The 19,030-nt window shown below is 49.3% G+C and carries 17 protein-coding genes; 16 read left to right on the top strand and 1 reads right to left on the bottom strand.

The features are described from left to right. The first annotated feature begins 55 nt into the window (after positions 1-55). From ACYQ2N_RS11225 to ACYQ2N_RS11270, 10 genes are all read left to right on the top strand, one after another. Positions 56-2,023 carry a molybdopterin-containing oxidoreductase family protein gene (locus tag ACYQ2N_RS11225; protein WP_459999313.1) on the top strand — a complete coding sequence of 656 codons (1,968 nt, stop codon included), beginning with the start codon at positions 56-58 and terminating at the stop codon, positions 2,021-2,023. Positions 2,024-2,099: 76 nt separating this feature from the next. After that, on the top strand, positions 2,100-2,732 hold the full coding sequence (locus ACYQ2N_RS11230; protein ID WP_459999314.1) for a tetratricopeptide repeat protein: 633 nt from the start codon (positions 2,100-2,102) through the stop codon (positions 2,730-2,732). A gap of 25 nt (positions 2,733-2,757) precedes the next feature. Continuing rightward, positions 2,758-3,567, top strand: a complete 810-nt coding sequence (locus ACYQ2N_RS11235) for an MBL fold metallo-hydrolase (protein ID WP_459999315.1) — start codon at positions 2,758-2,760, stop codon at positions 3,565-3,567. Positions 3,568-3,587: 20 nt separating this feature from the next. After that, positions 3,588-4,736 carry a S1C family serine protease gene (locus ACYQ2N_RS11240; RefSeq protein WP_459999316.1) on the top strand — a complete coding sequence of 383 codons (1,149 nt, stop codon included), beginning with the start codon at positions 3,588-3,590 and terminating at the stop codon, positions 4,734-4,736. Positions 4,737-4,845: 109 nt separating this feature from the next. Further along, complete coding sequence (gene rlmH / locus ACYQ2N_RS11245) at positions 4,846-5,328, top strand: 23S rRNA (pseudouridine(1915)-N(3))-methyltransferase RlmH (RefSeq protein ID WP_459999317.1); 483 nt, start codon at positions 4,846-4,848, stop codon at positions 5,326-5,328. Between the two features lie 60 nt (positions 5,329-5,388). Continuing rightward, complete coding sequence (locus ACYQ2N_RS11250; RefSeq protein ID WP_459999318.1) at positions 5,389-5,727, top strand: arsenate reductase family protein; 339 nt, start codon at positions 5,389-5,391, stop codon at positions 5,725-5,727. Positions 5,728-5,742: 15 nt separating this feature from the next. After that, complete coding sequence (locus ACYQ2N_RS11255) at positions 5,743-6,435, top strand: TVP38/TMEM64 family protein (protein ID WP_459999319.1); 693 nt, start codon at positions 5,743-5,745, stop codon at positions 6,433-6,435. 159 nt (positions 6,436-6,594) lie between these two features. Next, positions 6,595-7,770: an iron-containing alcohol dehydrogenase gene (locus tag ACYQ2N_RS11260; protein WP_459999320.1), complete on the top strand. Its 1,176-nt coding sequence runs from the start codon at positions 6,595-6,597 to the stop codon at positions 7,768-7,770. 150 nt (positions 7,771-7,920) lie between these two features. Next, positions 7,921-8,907, top strand: a complete 987-nt coding sequence (locus ACYQ2N_RS11265; RefSeq protein WP_459999321.1) for a (Fe-S)-binding protein — start codon at positions 7,921-7,923, stop codon at positions 8,905-8,907. Further along, positions 8,904-10,145, top strand: coding sequence for an LUD domain-containing protein (locus ACYQ2N_RS11270; protein WP_459999322.1), 1,242 nt, complete (start codon positions 8,904-8,906; stop codon positions 10,143-10,145). Before ACYQ2N_RS11265 ends, ACYQ2N_RS11270 begins: the two co-directional genes overlap by 4 nt. A 168-nt stretch (positions 10,146-10,313) precedes the next feature. On the opposite strand, the gene ACYQ2N_RS11275 is transcribed toward ACYQ2N_RS11270, so the two are convergent. Beyond that, positions 10,314-11,189, bottom strand: a complete 876-nt coding sequence (locus tag ACYQ2N_RS11275; RefSeq protein WP_459999323.1) for a radical SAM protein — start codon at positions 11,187-11,189, stop codon at positions 10,314-10,316. A 298-nt stretch (positions 11,190-11,487) separates the two neighbouring features. Here ACYQ2N_RS11275 and sleB point away from each other — a divergent pair, with 298 nt between their 5' ends. The 6 genes from sleB to ACYQ2N_RS11310 all read left to right on the top strand — a co-directional run bounded on the left by sleB (position 11,488) and on the right by ACYQ2N_RS11310 (position 19,028). Beyond that, on the top strand, positions 11,488-12,120 hold the full coding sequence (gene sleB / locus ACYQ2N_RS11280; RefSeq protein WP_460000521.1) for a spore cortex-lytic enzyme: 633 nt from the start codon (positions 11,488-11,490) through the stop codon (positions 12,118-12,120). An 11-nt stretch (positions 12,121-12,131) separates the two neighbouring features. Beyond that, entirely contained in the window at positions 12,132-13,505 is a 1,374-nt protein-coding gene (locus ACYQ2N_RS11285; protein ID WP_459999324.1) for a PepSY1/2 domain-containing protein, read from the top strand. 348 nt (positions 13,506-13,853) lie between these two features. Then, positions 13,854-15,539 carry an arginine--tRNA ligase gene (argS, locus tag ACYQ2N_RS11295; protein WP_459999325.1) on the top strand — a complete coding sequence of 562 codons (1,686 nt, stop codon included), beginning with the start codon at positions 13,854-13,856 and terminating at the stop codon, positions 15,537-15,539. Between the two features lie 71 nt (positions 15,540-15,610). Next, complete coding sequence (gene rpoE, locus ACYQ2N_RS11300; RefSeq protein ID WP_459999326.1) at positions 15,611-16,081, top strand: DNA-directed RNA polymerase subunit delta; 471 nt, start codon at positions 15,611-15,613, stop codon at positions 16,079-16,081. 136 nt (positions 16,082-16,217) lie between these two features. Continuing rightward, complete coding sequence (gene pyrG / locus ACYQ2N_RS11305) at positions 16,218-17,810, top strand: CTP synthase (protein WP_459999327.1); 1,593 nt, start codon at positions 16,218-16,220, stop codon at positions 17,808-17,810. Positions 17,811-17,936: 126 nt separating this feature from the next. Continuing rightward, positions 17,937-19,028: a lipid II:glycine glycyltransferase FemX gene (locus tag ACYQ2N_RS11310; RefSeq protein WP_459999328.1), complete on the top strand. Its 1,092-nt coding sequence runs from the start codon at positions 17,937-17,939 to the stop codon at positions 19,026-19,028. The last annotated feature ends 2 nt before the right edge of the window (positions 19,029-19,030 follow it).

Consider the following 19,030-nt stretch of genomic DNA (forward strand, 5'->3'; position numbering starts at 1 on the left):
CCTGTCTCCTGAGTAGTTACAAGAACTTTAAGATACGGCGGAGGTGTGCACAGTTATGAAGATGATGCGCTCAGCTTGTCCCTTGAACTGTCCGGATAGCTGTGGTTTTCTGGTTGAAGTTAAGCAAGATGGCCTGCGCCTCCACGGAGACAGGCAAAACCCAATTACTAAGGGTTTTATCTGTTCCAAAGGGCAAGCTTTGCTTGACCGGGTCTCTTCCCCTGACCGCGTGCGTTTTCCGCTTAGACGCAAGGGGGAAGGCTGGCACAGAATTTCCTGGGAAGAAGCATATGAGCTCTTAGCTGGGAAAATTCAGAGCACCCTTGACAAGACCGGACCCTGGGGGATTCTCCATCATTATGACTATGGGCACAATGGCGCTCTGCGCAATCTCGACCGCCGGTTTTTTCAAGCTTTGGGCGGAGTGACGGAGCCGGGCGGGAGCATGTGTTGGGGAGCGGGATACCGGGCCCAGGAAATCGATTTTGGCGCGGTCTACGCCAGCGACTGGGAAGACCTGTATCATGCCAAAACAATCATCCTTTGGGGCAGGGACCCGGCTCTTACCAATATTCACTTAATGCCACACCTGGTGGAGGCCAGGAAGCGGGGTGCCCGCCTCTTTGTGATTAATCCGGTCAAGGTCAAAAGTGCGGACTTTGCAGATGAGTACATTTCAGTCCGGCCTGGATCTGATGCAGCCTTGGCTTTGGGCTTAAGCCATATAATTCTGGGGGAAGGCTGGCTTGACTGGGAGTTTGTGCGGGAGCATGTCTACGGCCTGGAGGAGTTTGCTTTGCGCGCCAAGGAGTTCCCGCCTGAGCGAACTGCTGAACTTACCGGAATAGACATTCAAACACTAAGCTCCCTCGCTTATACGATCTCTCATGGCAAGCCGGTCTCGATTCTTCTCGGTTTCGGGCTCCAGCGTTACCAAGGAGGGGGCGGCACAGTAAGGGCGATTGACGCCCTGGCAGCTGTCACCGGTAATGTGGGAGTTTCTGGCGCAGGAGTGCAATATGCCCATCAATATCATCGCGGTCGCCTTAATACGGTGCTTTTGCCTCCTCAAAATTATCGCTCCCGCATAATACTGCACGCTCGTTTGGCAGAAGAATTGGACACAGCGGAGCCGCCAATCGAACTGGCGGTAGTTACCCGTTCTAATCCTTTGGTGCAGCAGCCCAATTCTGTGCTGTGGCGGGAGGTTTGGCACAGGATTCCCTTTAAGGTCGTCCTGGATACAGTTATGTCTGAGACGGCGCGCCAGGCTGATCTCGTGCTCCCAGTCACAACTGTTTTTGAAGAGGAGGACTTGATTTACACTTCCTGGGGTCCGCTGATCCAATACGCACAGCAAGTTATTGAGCCGCAGGGGGAAGCTAGGCCTGAACCGGAAATTTTCACGGAGCTAGCGCGGCGGCTGGGCCATGAACAGGATTTTTCGTTTACAGCCCGCCAATGGCTTGAATATATCATTGAACCATTAAAGCCTTTTGGGATTACGCTCGCAGAATTGAGCCAGGGGGCTGTGCGTGCTCCTTATATACCCCAGGTCGCGTGGGCGGAGAGGAAATTTCTCACTCCCAGCGGCAAAATAGAACTGGCCAGCGCCAAGGCCAGAGCCGAGGCAGGAGATGCGGTTGCTGCCTTTGTGCCCGCGGGTAGAAGCCAGGATGCCCGCGAATTCCCCTGGTACCTGGTGACACCGCATCCGGCCAAGGGTTTGCACTCCCAGTTCCAAGACAGTGACGTGTTTACCCTCTATATTCATCCTGAGCTCGCAGCTAAACGCGGTTTGCGGCCGGGAGACTGGACCCTGGTGGAGACCAAGGTCGGTCAGCTTAAGGCGCGTGTGGCCGTGTCTGAAGATATCCATCCGGAAGCAGTGGTTGTCCCTGAAGGGGCGACGGTCGAGGGTTTTGGGGTCAATCAGTTGATTGCGTCAGAGCTGTCTGATCTAGGACAGGGTACCTCGTATTATGATGTGCGTTGTGAAATCCGTAAATGGTATTTGGACTAAGTGCTGACATTGCCTTAGGATTTAGGGACTGAATTTGTGATTTCATGGATTCGATTATACGAGGGGGTATGTGACTGTGAAACGCAGGCACCGCATTGGAGCGATGGTCCTGGCTATTGCTATGGCTTTTAGCATGGTGGGCTCGGCTATTTTGAGTTATTTTTATGGCGGGGGGCTTCCGGCGGGTAACCCTGCGGCAGTGAGCGCCCCTGATCCGGCGCGCGAATTTGCAGACCTGAAAAGTTCGGCCCAAGCTTTAACTGAAGCGGTTAAGGCGAACCCAGACAATCTCGAGCTCCAGACGCAGCTAGGCAATACCTATTACGACTTGGGGATGATGGCCTTTGATTTGGCTCCGAATGAGGCTAAAGGGTATCTGGAACAGGCTGTCACGGTCTATCAGACTGTGCTCGCAAGTAAAAAAGATATTAATATCACAGCCGATCTGGCAACTGCTGCTTTTAATGCCGGGAACAATGATCTGGCCGAAAAGAGTTTCCAAGCGGTTTTAGCCGAGAACCCAGATTTTTACCCCGCCTTGTTCAACTATGGCAGGTTTCTCTTTGATGCCAAAAAGGACTATGCAGGGGCTGTGCGCGTGTGGCAGAAGGCCTCAGGAGTGAGCTCCTCAGACCAGGACAAGCAAATTCTGCAGACTCTGATCGCGGCAGCGCAGGATCAGATGGAAGCTTCGTTGACTGGAAAATAATGTCCGGAGGAAGGAGAAATTCACCTTGCATTTCGCAACACTGGCCAGCGGAAGTTCGGGCAATGCAATTTTGGTAGGTCAGGGTGAGCGCAGTTTTCTGGTAGACTCGGGAATCAGTATGAGAAGCCTGCTACATAACCTGACTCTTCTTAATGTTCCGCCTGCCCAAGTCGAAGGGATTATTGTGACTCACGAACATATTGACCATATCAAAGGTGTTGGTGCTTTAGCCCGTAAATTAAAAATTCCTATCTATACGTCACAGGCTATTTGGGGAGAAATGGAACAGTCTGTCGGAAAACTGGCGGATAATCAGCGCATTGAAGTAAACAATAAGTTTAGCTGTGCCGGTTTAGAAATAGAAATGTTTGCGACCTCTCATGACAGCAAAGAAAGTTATGGTTTGCGGATCGAACGCCGTCTGCCTGGTCAAGCAGTGCTTGCTCTTGGGATTGCTACGGACAGCGGTATAATTACGGAAGAGATGCACCGCTGCTTAAAGGAATGTGATGCCTTGGTCGTGGAAGCTAATCATGATGAGGACAAGTTGTGGCAAGGGTCTTATCCATGGTATCTTAAGAAAAGAATCAGCAGCATCTATGGGCATCTGGCCAACCGGCAGTTGGCTGAGGGGCTTCTGGAGTGGATTGGAGAAAACACGCAAAGGGTAGTTTTAGCCCATTTAAGCGAGGAGAATAACACACCTGAACTTGCTCTCACTACTGTGGTCCGGACTTTGCGAACTTCCCGCTCTCTAAGAAACAATAAAGAACTACGCCTGCGGGTGGCACCCCGTTATACTCCGCATGAATTAATTGTGTTGCGTGAAAACTAGGAAGAGGAGGAAAAGTGGTCATGAGCTATTATGACAATTCCAATTACTCTAATGGTCGGAAACCGCGCTCTTTTCCGCTTATTGTAGTAGCTCTCATCAGTGCACTCTTAGGCGGATTAATTGGCGGGTTGTTTGCTCAAAATCTCTATGGCAAGCAACAAACCAATACATCCCCGCAAGTGATTTTGGGGCAAAGTGGTTCGCCGCCCGTAAGCGTTAACCCTAATTCTGCAAACTTTCCGGTAGTGGAGATTGCGAAAGCGGTAGGACCGGCAGTAGTGGGTATTGCTAACTTTCGGACACAGGGAAGTTTTTTTGGCGGGTCGGAATTAGCGGAAGCGGGCAGCGGGTCCGGTTTCATCGTTGATGCCAAAAACGGGTACATTGTCACAAACAATCACGTAATAGAAAAAGCGGAAAAAGTCGTGGTAAGCCTGGCCGATGGGCGCAATGTCAATGGTAAAGTGGTTGGGGCAGATACACGCACAGACTTGGCTGTTGTCAAGATCGATGATACGAAAAACCTGACGGCAGTACATCTTGGGGACTCGACCAAGCTCCAGGTGGGGGAACCGGTTGTGGCGATTGGCAATCCGGGCGGACAGGAATTTGCCCGCTCAGTAACGACAGGAGTGGTCTCTGCGACCAACAGGTTTTTAATGCTTCAAGGGGAATCCAGTTTTAACTTGATTCAGACGGATGCGGCGATTAACCCGGGCAATAGCGGAGGGCCGTTAGTCAACTATCAGGGGCAGGTGGTCGGAATTAATTCCGCCAAGAATCAGGAACCCGGGTTTGAAGGAATGGGTTTTGCTATTCCTATTTCTGATGCCATGCCTACCGTACAACAGTTGATCGAAAAAGGATATGCCAGTCATCCGGGACTCCTGGTTCAGATCGATGACCGTTATACAGTGGAGTACGCCTCGCAAAGAGGGTGGCCTGCCGGCGCTTATGTAGCGCAAGTTTCGTTAGGCGGACCGGCTGATAAAGCAGGGATTAAAGCAGGTGATGTGCTCACGAAAATCAACGGCGTTGAAATCAGCAATTCCCTTGAGCTTACACACGAACTGTTTAAGTACAAGCCGGGTGACAGTATTACCGTAACGTACTTCCGGCAGGGAACGAGCAAGGATGTTAAGGTGGCGCTGGGAGAGTTAAAGTCGTGAGTTCCCAAAGTTTAATATTTACCATAGCAAAATGATTGGCGAAAGATAACCAGAAATGGAGGCACCACGCCTCCATTTCGTATATCCAATTCAAAAGGATGATTAAGCGATGCTTCAAATAAAAGTCGTTGCTGTTGGAAAAGTCCGCGAAAAATTCTTACAGGATGGGATCAAGGAATATCTGAAACGACTTGGTCCGTTGGCACGCCTGGAGATAGTGGAAGTTCCGGATGAACCTTGCCCGGAGCGATTATCTGCGGGTGAAGAGGAGAAGCTGAAAACTCAGGAAGGAGAACGGATTTTACGGGCAATTTCCCCCCAGGATTATGTGATCCTTTTGGATATTGAGGGCAAACAGTTGGCCTCCCCTGGAGTTGCCCGCTTGTTAGAGGACCTCGCTATGGATGGGCGCTCAGCTTTAGCTTTTGTTATTGGCGGTTCCCTTGGGGTGTCTGCGGCTGTTAAAGAACGTTCCAACATGCGCTGGTCTTTTTCCAAGCTCACTTTCCCTCATCAGTTAATGAGGCTGGTTCTCCTGGAACAGGTTTATCGGGCTTTCAAAATTAGCCGGGGAGAGCCATACCATAAGTGACGGCGAATTCAGATATCAAGGTACCGGAGGGATTTTTCTTAAAAGGGAGAAGAGATACAGGTGAATATTCAAATATTCGGTGTCAAGAAATGTTTTGATACGAAAAAAGCCGAACGTTACTTTAAAGAGAGAAAAATAATATACCAGTTTGTTGATTTAACGATGAAGGGGCTAAGCAAGGGGGAATTGCAGAGTGTCAAGGCTGCTGTAGGCTTAGAGAAGCTAATTAATAGAGATGCTGCGGATTATAAGAAGTTAAATATGGATCGGATAATAAGCACTAATGTTAGGGAAGAGATTATTTTAAATCATCCCAGCCTTTATAAAACTCCTATAGTACGTAACGGCAAACAAGCTACAGTAGGATATGAGCCGGATGTATGGAAGTCTTGGGAGTAGTTGGAGGTTTAGCCGTTGAAAAATATTAAAGCTGAAGCTTGGGTAAAGGTGTTAATTGCTGCCCTAATACTTTTTGTTATAGCAGTAATTTACTTTCTAAATCCGGGATTTTTCCCGAAAATGTGGATGGTTGTATCAAGTGGAAATGTTAAGGCGGTAGAAGAGTATTTACGTTCTTATGATATGTGGGCAGTGGTATTCAGTTTCTTGCTGAATGTTCTGGTTAATGCTTTAGGTTTTCTACCCTCTATCTTCATATCTACGGCTAATGGTGTTTTGTTCGGTGTAGTGCCAGGAATAATAATCTCCTGGCTGGCAGAGTGCGTGGGCGTCATTTTGAGCTTCATGCTGATGCGAAGTGTTTTGCGCGACTCTGCTAAGAAGCTTATTGCAAAAAGCGCATATATGCAGAAATTGGATGACTTCAGCGGAGAGAATGGGTTCAAAATGATGCTGGTCGCTCGAACACTTCCATATTTTCCGTCAGGTATTGTAACTGCAGTCGGTGCGCTGAGTAAAATAAGTTTCCGCGACTATGCTTTAGCGACTCTTATTGGAAAGTTCCCATCAACCGCGTTAGAAGTTATCATTGGGCATGATGTTGTTAACTATGAAAAAAACATGGGGCGACTATCAATTGTAGTTGTTAGCGTGGTTACAATTTATCTAGGTCTTTGGTTGACTAGGCGAAAAAAACATAAACATTAAACTGACCCGGCGTTTTATCCACATATTTTTATGATGTCCCAGGAAAACTAAGCGGGAATTTCCTAGTAACGGCACAACCTCAGATACATTTGAGGTTATTAAAATGGTGTGAATTAGATGGTCTAAATTAGATTGCCTTATATAGAGAAAGGAGCTAGCGTGAACGATTTTACTTTTCAATCACGGACAAAGATAATATTCGGCCGCGGTGTGGAAAACCATGTTGGTCAGGAAGTTAAAGAATATTTGGGTCAAGGGGGCAGGCTGCTTTTGCATTATGGCGGAGGCAGCGTTAAACAGTCCGGGCTTTATGAGCGTATAGTAAACTCTCTTAAGGCCGAAGGAATTGACTACCTTGAACTGGGCGGGGTTAAACCGAATCCCCGTTTAAGTCTGGTCGAAGAAGGGATAAAGCTTTGCCGCGCAGAGAGGATTAAATTTATTTTGGCTGTGGGCGGAGGGAGTGTGATTGACTCAGCCAAAGCCATTGCCATCGGTGTTCCTTATGCGGGCAAGGTGTGGGATTTTTATGAGCGTAAAGCCAGGCCCCAAGCAACCCTGCCTGTAGGGGTAGTCTTAACGATTGCCGCCGCCGGAAGCGAAGCCAGCAATAGTTCGGTCATAACCAATGAGGATGGCTGGTTAAAGAGGGGGCTTGGCGCAGAAATTACCCGCCCCAGGTTCGCCCTGATGAACCCGGAACTCACGTTCACTTTGCCGCCTCATCAGACGGCGGCCGGTGTTGCCGATATCATGGCTCACATTATGGAAAGATATTTTACGAATGTCACGAATGTGGATCTGACGGACAGGCTGTGTGAGGCGACTCTTAAAACGGTTATCTATAATGCCCCTATCGTCTTGGAGGAGCCGGATAATTATGATGCCAGGGCGGAAATCATGTGGGCAGGGACAATTGCGCATAATGATCTCCTAAGTACCGGACGGGAAGGAGACTGGGCTTCGCATGGGATAGAGCATGAGTTGAGCGGAATTTATGACGTGGCCCACGGTGCAGGTCTGGCCACAGTTTTCCCGGCCTGGATGAAATACGTGATTAAGCATAACATTGACCGTTTTGTCCAGTTTGCAGTGCGTGTTTGGAATGTGGAGTATTCGTTTGATGCGCCTGAACGCACGGCTTGGGAAGGAATTGAACGTTTGATTGAATTTTTCCGGACAATTGGGTTACCGGTTACTCTGACAGAACTCGATGTTCCGGAGGACAGGCTTGAGGAAATGGCAGCTAAATGCACACACTCCGGCCCGGTAGGGAACTTTATGAAGCTCAATAAGAAGGATGTCTTAGAGATATTACGGCTTGCGCGCTCCTAGTGAATACATAATACATGACCAAATATAGTTTACTTTCCTTCCGCTTTTTTGCTTTAATGAGAGGGTAAGTTATTTTATTCGTTATCCTAAACAGACTCTGTTCTGATGAAGCAAGAACGATCGATTAGAAATGGAAGGAAGGTGGGCTTGATGGCAGTTGAACTGAAGTTGCCACCGGTACTGGAAATTATTCGCGGCAATATCGTCAAACATGGCAATCCCCTTGCCCTTAAGGGCCCTGAAATCTCTTCTTGGGCAAAAGGGTTGAATTTACCAATGCGAGGAGATATTCTTTTTTACACGGGTGGGGAGTACCAGCTTCTTCCGTACATTGATTCCCTAGTGAAGACGATGACCTATGTCGATCAGGGGAGCAAAGGGTTTTCCCTCATGATGGGTGCGCGCAATCTCTTAAACAAGGCCGGTATCAGCGCCGAAAAAATGTACGCGTCCGTGCTGGCTAAAGACAAAGAGAGATACAACGCGGTTTCATATAAAGCGGCTGTTATCTTACAGAAATTAGGATATAATCTCTGCTATGGCGGGGAACAGGAACTGTACAGCGGGGCACTGCTTTATGAATTAGGGTACTGGCAAGACCTTCAGGAGTATGCACCGCGAGTGGCAAGTGTTATTAAGCAAAGCGGAGCCAAGACAATTGTATGCCTTTCCCCGCATGCGGCTGAGGTTTTTAAGTTTGTTTATCCGAAAATAATTGGAGATTTCAAACTTGAGGTCAAAACTTTTATTGAGATGGTTTGGGAACAAAGGCACAAACTCCCATCCTTAAATTTCAATAAAACGGTCGTCATTCACGACTCCTGCCGCTTGGCCCGTGAGCTCGATATTGAACAGGAAATAAGGGATATTTTGGGGGCTGTAGGGGTTCAGGTACGTGAGGCTCAGTGCCGGGGGAAATGGACCACTTGTTGCGGCGGCCCGAGCAAGCTCCTATTCCCAGAGGTATCCCATACTATTGCCGGACGCCGGGTAGCCGAGCTTGAGCAAACAGAAGCAGAAGTTATTCTCACAGCCTGCCCTTATTGCTTGTCAGCTCTCGAAGGAGCTCAGGAAAAAGAAAGCAAGACAGCAATTGAGGACTTAATCGAATTCCTCTATAGGGGGGTTAAGGAATGAAAATCGATTTGCAGAGCGAATTTAATGACTATACTAAGAACTTGAATAAGGCCAGTAAGGACCAACATATTAATACAGCGATCACAAGAGCGGTTAAAGCCTACCGCAGTACAGTCGCGGAAACCCTGGAACGATTTCCCCATACCCCTGAATTGGCAGCCGAAGTCCGGGAGATCAAGACACACTCCATGGCTAATAATTCAGAGCTTCTCGCTCAAGCTATGGCTTCAGTCGAGCGCAATAAAGGAAAAGCCTTTTACGCCAAAGATCAGCAGCAGGCTCTGGAAATTGCCGCAGGGATTATTGGAACTGGCAAAACAGTTGTTAAAGGTAAGAGCATGCTCGGAGAGGAATTGCACCTGCGCGAGTATTTGGAAGGGAAAGGGAATGAGGTTTGGGAAACGGATTTAGGGGAGTTCATTCTCCAGCTTAAGCATGACCGTCCCATGCATATTCTCTCTCCTGCGATACATGTGCCTAGGGAGCAGGTAGCAGAAATTTTCAGTAAGTTTTTTAATAAAGAAGTTCCCCCTGATATTGCCGAGGAAGTGGGAGTAGTCCGGGAATTCCTGCGCGAGAAGTATTTCAGTGCCCACGTGGGGATCAGCGGCGCTAACGTCGTAGCAGCCGATACCGGGGCTGTGGTTATTATCGAAAATGAGGGCAATGTTAGGCTGGCCAGTGGTGCTCCGCCAGTGCATCTTGTGATGGTGGGGGTTGAAAAAATAGTGCCCACTTTCCAGGAAGCGATGAAAACGGCTGAAGTAACCTGGCGCTACGCCCAGTACGGTGTGCCTGGTTATGTCAACATTGTCAGCGGTCCCAGCAAGACGGGCGACATTGAAAAGGTCACAACCTACGGAGCCCATGGACCGCGGGAGTTTTATGTGATCTTTGTGGACAACGGACGCAGTGAGATGGCTGGGGATGAAAAGTTCACCCAGGCCTTGCATTGCTTGCGCTGTGGTGGCTGCATGTATGAATGTCCGGTGTTCCAGGTTACTGCCGGACATTTCGGGCACACCTACCTGAGTGGAATCGGTGCGGTCTGGACAGCCTTTGTCTCCGGGATAGAAAAAGCGGCTCCACTAGTATATACCTGTTTGCGTTGTGGGCGTTGTGTGGAAAGGTGCCCGATGCAAATTAATGTGCCTGCAATGATAGGGGAACTAAGAAACCGGATTGTGAATGGAGCGGCACAGGATGAAGACGACCTCCCACGAGTGGCTCGCAGTTAACTTGGGAATCAGCCTAATTTTTTAATAGTAAAATTTGAATATAATTAACTATAGCGACAGCGTGCCCATTATGCGTGCCCGAGTAGGGGCACGCTTTTTCTTTGTACTTCTTCCAGAGAGATTGCAGCTAAGGATGCGTATGCCCGTGTAAGCAAAAAGAGCGCTCTCCTAGAGCGCTCTCATGCTTTCGGGACGCAATACTTCCGTCCGGTTATGGTTAAGAATGTCCTCGATTGTGTGTAAAAGCTGTTCCTTTTCCTCGGGTAAGTGAGCTTTAAGGGGAACGTAGTTGGAGGCATGATTGCTGCGAAAGGTGCAGTCAGTTAATTCAAGGTTTTGCACGAGGGAGTGAATTTCGGCCAGAGATTCTAGTGGATTTAAGAGGGTTAAGGCTCCTGCTTTGACCGTACGGGCGATTGGTGCCTCCGGTTCCACCATTAGGGTTAAGGGTGCCAAAAAATCAGGGTTGATAGTGCTTATCACTTTGGCGGTTTCGCGGGCATGCTCTGCGGAGAATTCCTTGCCTCCAAGCCCGGCAATCACTGTGCAGGAGAGAGTGAGGCCGTTGGCCTTGACTTTTTGTCCGGCGGCAGCCATCTGCGCCGGAGTCACCCCTTTGTGCACAGCTTTAAGAATGCGTTCACTTCCGCTTTCCACACCCAAGTAGACAATGCTCAGGCCGTGTGCTTTGAGGTGAGCTAGTTCCTCAGGGGTTTTGGCCAGGATATCTTTAGCCCCACCGTAAATTCCTACCCGCTCGAGCCGGGGAAAATTCTGATACAGTCGGTCGAGCACGGAAGTTAAAAGCGGGGTATCCACGGTGAGGGCGTCTCCATCAGCCAGGAAGATGCGCTCGGTAGTGGGGTGGTATTCCTTGGCCCAGGTAATGATGTCGGAGATTTCTTGCTTATTTTTTATACGAAAACGTTTATTTTTATAGACACTGCAAAAACTACAGGCATTATGACGGCAGCCTACGGTAATCTGTAAAATGAGGCTGAAAGCCTCGCTGGGTGGTCGGTAAATCGCTCCTTCATACAACACGGCAATGCTACCTCCTGATTATAAACAACATTCGGTATTCGCAAATCCAATGGTTTGTGGTTTGTGGCTTCACTAACCTAATATTACCACAGAGACAGGGGATTTGGAACGCTAAACCGGGGGGAGATGAAGAGCAGCCATGTCATCGGAACCGTCCGTTTGACATGTAAGTGCATCCATGGATAAATTTTTAGTTCCTCAGCCAAACTAAGGAAGAAATCTAAAGCGGGGTGAGGGTATGAAGGAAGTACGCGTTAGGCCCCTGGGTCTTGCCATTATCGGAGTGGTCTTAACTTTAATGCTGACCGCAGTGGCATATGCGGCTTTGGGTGACCATGTCTTGGGCAGGGGGGCGAGGGGTCCGGAAGTGAGTGAACTGCAGCAAAAACTGGCACGACTGGGGTATGTAATAGGTCCGATTGACGGCAAGTTCGGGGCCAAGACCCAGGCCGCAGTCACGAGGTTTCAGCGGGAGCGGGGCTTGAAGGTGGATGGGGTCGCCGGCCCCCAGACTATCAAAGAACTTAAACTTCTTAGCGGGGAAAGCACGACCGCATCCGGCAAACCGGTGGGGTATAAAAACAGTGATGTCAATTTATTGGCCAGGCTTGTCAACGCCGAGGCCAGGGGGGAACCGTACAAGGGCCAGGTCGCGGTGGCAGCGGTAGTTCTCAACCGTATTAAAAGCTCTGAGTTTCCCAACACCATCGCAGATATCGTGTATCAGCCGGCGGCTTTTTCCAGTGTTAGTGACGGCCAGATAAACTTAGCCCCCGATTCGTCTGCCATCAGGGCGGCACGTGAAGCTATGACGGGGGTGGACCCCTCGTATGGAGCACTATTTTTCTTTAATCCGGCTAAAACAAAAAATAAATTCATTTGGTCCCGGCCGCCAATCATTAAAATCGGGAACCATCTGTTTACACGCTAGGGGGAAAAGGAATGCGTAGGAATTTTTGGCTGGGTACTTTGGGTGCAGCTTTAGTCCTCTCTCTGGCTTGGGGATACAGTCAATACCGCCAAGCGGAGAACTTTCGTTTGACCACGGAAAACCAGTATCGTCGGGCCTTTACAGATTTGTCGAGCCACCTCGATCAACTTGAGACTGATCTCGCTAAAAGCCAGGTCGCCACTGGAGCCAATCAAAGGATACTTTACTTAACTCAGGTTTGGGGAAATAGCGAGTCAGCAATGAAAGATTTGGCTCAGCTCCCAGCTGAGCAAGTTGGGATTAGCTACATCGACCAGTTTCTTAATCAGACAGGGGATCTGGGCCGCACTTTGGCTCAAAGAGTTGCAGGTGGTGGGCAAGTTGCCCCGGCGGAAGAAAACATGCTCAGGGATGTCCACGATAGGGTGGCGGTGGTTAGCCGTAAAGTAGATGAGATCTCAAATCTTATGAATACGGAGCAAACGGCCTGGCTTACAAAGTCTCCTACCCTGCGCCAACGCTTAGGACTGGGCAAAACGCAGGTGGCGGAAGCCGCTGCTGAGGGCCAGGAGGGTCCCCCTCAGTCCGTACGCGGCGGCTTGGAACAATTGGATGCGAGCCTGCAGAAACTTCCACCCTTTAGTTATACGGGGGAGTTTTCCACCAAATACGTGGATAAGCCCCTGGGGCTCCCCTCCGGTGAGGTCAGTCGTGAACAGTCACAGGCAGCGGCCAGGGATTTTCTGACGAAAATAGGGTATGCGGCTGACAACCTTGAATTTACCGGGGAGACTCAGGGGCCTTTTGCAGGATTCCAGTGGAAACAGGGGGATGCCTCACTCGAAGTGAGTAAGAAGGGGGGAGTTGTGACGATTTACCGCGACCAGCGCGAGCCGCAGACCCGCACACTTGCTCCTGAGGACGCCAAGAGCAAAGCTTTGGCCGCGCTCAAGGCCTTGGGCTGGAACACCATGGTTCTAACTTCCAGCGAGGATTTTGGATCTTACCTGCAATTAGAGGCCATAAGCGAGCAGGACGGAGTCAGGATTTACCCTGATAAAGTCCGCCTAATGGTGGGGCTTGACAGTGGGAAGCTGGTAGGATTCGATGCTACTCCGTATTATGCTTACCACACGGACCGCGATGTCAGTAAAAACAAAGCCCTGTCCGCGGATAATGCCAAACGCAAACTGCGCTCGGATTTCCAGGTGAGCGAAAGCAGGCTCGCACTTATTCCCAAGATGGGCAACCAAGAAGTATTTTCCTGGGAATTCAGAGGAAAGTACAAGGGCGAAGAGTATTTGCTGTATATTAATGCCCTGAACGGAAATGAGGAAAAAATCCAGCGCATTATCAAGACCCCGCGCGGGGAGTATCTACAATAACCCATGCATCAGGATTAAAAATGTCAACGGGCTGTGTAGCCGACAAGCTCTTTTCAGGATATAAAACGTGCTAATCTGGCAAGACTAATTGAGAGGGGGAGAAAACCTTCCTCTCTTTATTTATTTTAATTTTGGCTAGCGCAGCCATTGCTAATAGATATTTAGCTTCTACTCGAAAATTATTTTTGCGGAAAGGATTTTTTCCCTGCGGTGCAGAATACCCGCTTAATTATAAAATCAACTTGACAGCACAAGGAGGACATATTAGTCTAAAATATGACCTATTTGTTGACGATGAATTAGTAAGTCATAATAGTTTAAGGATTATCATAAAGGGGGAGCCTCCCGATGAGCACCTATGAAAAAATAAAAGAACAGATCATGCTAAATTTGCACGAAGCTGTTGCTAAGGCCAAAGCTAAGGAAGAGCTTGTGTTTGAGAGCCTGCCCCAGTTTGTGTTGGAAGAACCGCGCGAGCGGCAGCATGGAGATTTGGCTACGAATTTGGCGATGCTGCTGACTAAGCAAGCCAAACGGGCACCGCGTGAAATAGCAGATATTATCCTTAAAAATCTCAGTACGGATGGTACGTGGATTGAGGGTTTTGAGATTGCCGGTCCGGGATTTATTAACTTCCGCTTGAACCCGCGCTGGCTTACCGGGGTTATCCCCGAGGTTCTGCGTCAAGGCACGGATTACGGCAGGGTTAACCTTGGGCAGGGGCAAAAGGTACAGGTAGAATTCGTGAGTGCCAATCCAACAGGGCTTTTACATATGGGAAATGCCCGCGGTGCTGCTTTGGGGGACAGTCTGGCTTCCCTTTTGGGCATGGCAGGGTATGAAGTACAGCGGGAATTTTATATTAATGACGCGGGCAATCAGATTCAGAATTTTGCCCTTTCCCTTGAAGCCCGTTATCTGCAGCTCCAGGGCCAAGATGTTCCTTTTCCGGAGGGAGGGTATCACGGGGAAGACCTGATTGATACGGTCAAAGGGGTAATTGCCAAGGTTGGAGACAAATATTTGAATGTTGAATCTGAGTTGAGACGTGAATTCCTGGTACGCTACGCCCTTGATGAAAAGCTCGGGCAAATTCGCGAAACGTTAAAGGAGTTCGGGGTAGAATATGACGTTTGGTTCAGCGAGCAATCTCTCCATGACTCTGGAGCGGTGCGCACTACGATGGAAGAATTGGAGAAGCGTGGGTATATTTATGAAAAGGAAGGAGCTTTATGGCTTAAATCTACTGAGTTTGGAGACGAAAAAGACGAAGTGGTTGTGCGCAGTAATGGTATCCCTACTTATTTTGCGGCAGATATCGCATATCACCGCAATAAATTTGAGCGTGGTTTCAGCCCCGTAATCAATATCTGGGGAGCGGACCATCATGGCCATGTCGCCCGCATGAAAGGCGCAATGTCTGCCTTCGGATATAATCCGGACTCCTTGCACATCATTTTGATGCAGTTAGTACGCCTGATTCAAAACGGGGAAATCGTGCGCATGTCCAAACGCTCCGGCCAGTATATCACCCTGCGTGAGTTAATGGATGAAGTGGGGAAAGATGCCGCCCGGTTCTTCTTCATTATGCGTGACCCGGACTCAACGGTCGAGTTTGACCTTGACCTGGCGAAGTCCCAGTCTGCCGACAATCCTGTGTATTATGTTCAATATGCTCATGCCCGCTTATGCAGTATTTTGCGTCAGGCTGAAGAAACAGGAGTCATTACGGAGGAACCGCCGTCAGCCGGAGAACTGGAACGGTTAAACAGTCAGGAAGAGGCCGACCTTTTGAAAAAGATCGCCGATTTGCCGGGGGAAATTGCCCTGGCAGCGCGTTTGATGGAGCCTCACCGTCTGGCCAGGTATGTGCTTGACTTGGCTTCTTCCTTTCATACCTTCTATAACAGCCAGCGGGTACTGGTAGAGGATGAGGGTTTGCGCCGGGCCCGCCTGGCTTTGGTGCGCTCCACCAAACAAGTGCTGGCTAATGTCTTAGCCGTATTGGGAGTTAATGCTCCTGAAAGGATGTAAATTCCTAGCAGGAAATTTTCACGGTTTGCTCGAATATAATTAATCCATAATGAGGAAGGCGGTGGTAAACATTGTCTCAATCTTTCAGCCAAAAACCGAAGCCATCTGAAGTTGACATTGTGTTTGAAATTTTGCATACGCAAGGTCGGCCTCAGCACTACTATAACCTTGTGGAAGAAGTGCTTAGCCGGATGGGCCTTTCCCAGGAACCTCAGCGGATTGCCGCAGTACTAACTCAGATCAACCTCGATTCTCGGTTTGCTTATGTCGGACAGGGGGAATGGGGTCTTAAGGCCTGGGTGCCGCAGCGTAGTTCCCGGCGCTTGCCCTCTCTGGCAGTTGCTACGAAAGCGGAAGATCATCATGAGGATGCCGGGGAAAGGCCGGGTCTTGATGAGACTGGCAAGGAAACGTCAGACGAGTTAGATGATCTCGAACTGGGCCTTGAGGATGATGAAATGCTTGAACTAGACGAGGATGGAGAGCTTGATGAAGAAGTTCTCGAAGATGCTGAGGAGGGTAGGGAGGACAAATGGGGGTAGGAACCTCAACTCAATAAACCTCACTGCTTGACATTGCCCGTAAAGCTAGCTAGAATAAACACCAGTGGGTAAAAATAGGGCTAGTGCGTATTGCGGACTAGCTTTTTTCATGTTGGGAAAGGATTGGAGTTGAACTATGGCAAAATTCATATTTGTAACCGGCGGAGTGGTTTCTTCCTTAGGCAAAGGAATTACAGCTGCTTCTTTAGGTTGTTTATTAAAAAATCGAGGCCTGAAAATAGCAATTCAAAAATTTGACCCATATATCAACATAGATCCTGGAACCATGAGCCCTTATCAGCACGGGGAGGTTTTTGTGACCGATGATGGCGCAGAGACTGACCTTGACTTGGGGCATTATGAACGCTTTATCGATGTTCCGCTCTCCAAAAACAGCAATGTCACCACCGGCAAGATTTACTGGTCGGTTATTAGCAAGGAGCGTAAAGGAGATTACTTAGGAGGGACGGTTCAAGTCATCCCACATATTACAAACGAAATTAAGGAGAGGCTTTACCGGGTGGCACGGGAAAGCCATCCGGACATCGTGATTACAGAAATTGGTGGTACCGTAGGAGATATTGAATCTCTGCCTTTCTTAGAAGCCATCCGGCAGATACGCAGTGATATTGGCCGCGACAACGTGATTTATATTCACGTTACCCTCGTCCCTTACTTAGCAGCTTCCGGTGAACTGAAAACGAAACCCAGCCAGCATTCCGTTAAGGAACTTAGGGCAATCGGTATTCAACCCAATATCTTAGTTTGCCGTTCGGAAAAACGGGTGTCAAACGAGATGAAAGAGAAATTATCCTTGCTCTGTGACATAGACCGGGCAGCAATTATTCAGCTTGTTGATGCGCCTACCATTTATGAGGTACCCCTGCTCGTCCAGGAAGAGGGCCTTGATGACATCGTTTTACGCCAACTGGGGCTTGAAGCTCCGGCGGCGGACATGACCGAGTGGCGTGCCATGGTGGAAAAAATCAAGTCTCCGGTAAAAGAGACGGAGATTGCACTTGTCGGGAAATATGTGGAGCTTCCGGATGCCTACTTAAGTGTTGCCGAAGCCTTGCGCCACGCCGGCACTGAGCATGGGGCCAAAGTAAAGGTGCGCTGGGTTAATGCCGAGGAAATTGAGAGCACGAATGCGGAAGAATGTTTGGAGGGAGCGGACGGGATTTTGGTGCCCGGCGGCTTTGGGGATCGCGGGATTGAAGGGAAAATCTCCGCCATCCGCTACGCCCGCGAGCATAAGGTGCCATTCCTCGGAATTTGTCTTGGAATGCAATGTGCAGTGATTGAATTTGCCCGCCATGTTTGCGGGATGGAGCGGGCCAATAGTACAGAGTTCGATGCGGACACGCCCTATCCGGTTATCGATATTTTGCCCGAGCAGAGAGACATTGAGGACAAGGGCGGCACGATGCGCTTAGGGATTTCCCCGGCCAAACTCAAAGAAGAGAGTAAGGCTTTTGCAGCTTACCAGGACGAGGTTATCTATGAACGGCATCGCCACCGCTATGAGGTCAATAATCAGTTCCGCGCCGAGCTGGAACAAGCGGGTCTCTTCTTCTCCGGCACTTCCCCTGATGAGCGCCTGGTGGAGATAACAGAGCTCCCTGACCATCCTTGGTTTGTGGCTTCCCAATTCCATCCGGAATTCAAATCCCGGCCGAATAGGCCTCATCCGCTCTTCCGGGAATTTGTGAAAGCTACTTTGAGGTAAGCTTAGGCTTTAGCTTAAGTCTGAAAATAAACGAAAATGGTTTAGAATATAACAAACGAAGCAAGAGCAGGATCTTTAGGACTGCTCTTTGTCTTATTGCTTTAAAATACGAAAGGAATAATAATTATGGCAGACGTTAAAGAACGCAATATTAAAGCAAGCTGGCTTGAAGACCCGGAGCGTGAGCGCTTTAATTCCTTTTTGGCCCGCCATCCCAAAGGTCATGTCTTGCAGACCTGGGAATGGGGTGAGATTAAAAGTCATACCGGCTGGACCCCGTGGCGCCTGGTGCTCGAAGAGGGGGGGCAGGTTGTGGCTGCGGCTTCGATCTTGGAACGCAGGCTGCCTTTTATAAAAACCCCCATTTTTTACGCTTCGCGCGGGCCCGTACTTGACCTTGAAGATCAAATCCTATTTGACCGCCTCCTGGCAGAAATCCGTATGCTTGCCCACAAACGCGGGGCCATTTTCCTTAAGCTGGACCCTGACGTACCTTCTGCAGACAAGGAACTGGAACAATACCTGCACTCCCGGGGGTTTCGCTCGGCAGAGACAGGAAAAGGGTTTGAGGGTGTACAGCCGAAATACGTATTCAGGCTTGATATTGTGCCGGATGAGGATACTTTGTTAGGCAATATGCACCAAAAAACCCGTTATAACATCCGCGTGGCTCAGAAAAAAGGGGTAAAGATCCGCTTGGGCACGAAGGAAGATCTGCCTGAGTTTTACAAAGTGCTTAAAGAAACGACAGAGCGGGACCGCTTTCTGGTGCGCGCTTATTCCTATTTCGAAGATCTCTATGACACCCTGGTGCCTGCAGGCTTGGGCCAGTTGTTCATCGGGGAGTATGAGGGACGGGTTGTGGCCGGGACGCTGGCTTTTGTCCTGGGGGATAAGGCCTGGTATATTTACGGAGCTTCGTCTAACAGTCACCGCAATGTCATGCCTAACTACCTCATACAGTGGGAGATGATACGCTGGGCCAAATCTTTGGGGTGTACGCTCTATGATTTCCGAGGGGTGCCTGGGGATCTTGATGAGGACAATCCTCTGTACGGGCTCTTTCGTTTCAAGAAGGGTTTTAACGGGGAGTACACGGAATTCATCGGGGAATGGGACTTGGTATACCGCCCCTGGGTGTATTACTTATGGACTCGGTTGGAACCCCTGTACTCCGATGTCCTGAAACCGCTGATCGGACGTTGGCGGAGGAGGTGAAA

The organism is Paradesulfitobacterium aromaticivorans, assembly GCF_054657415.1.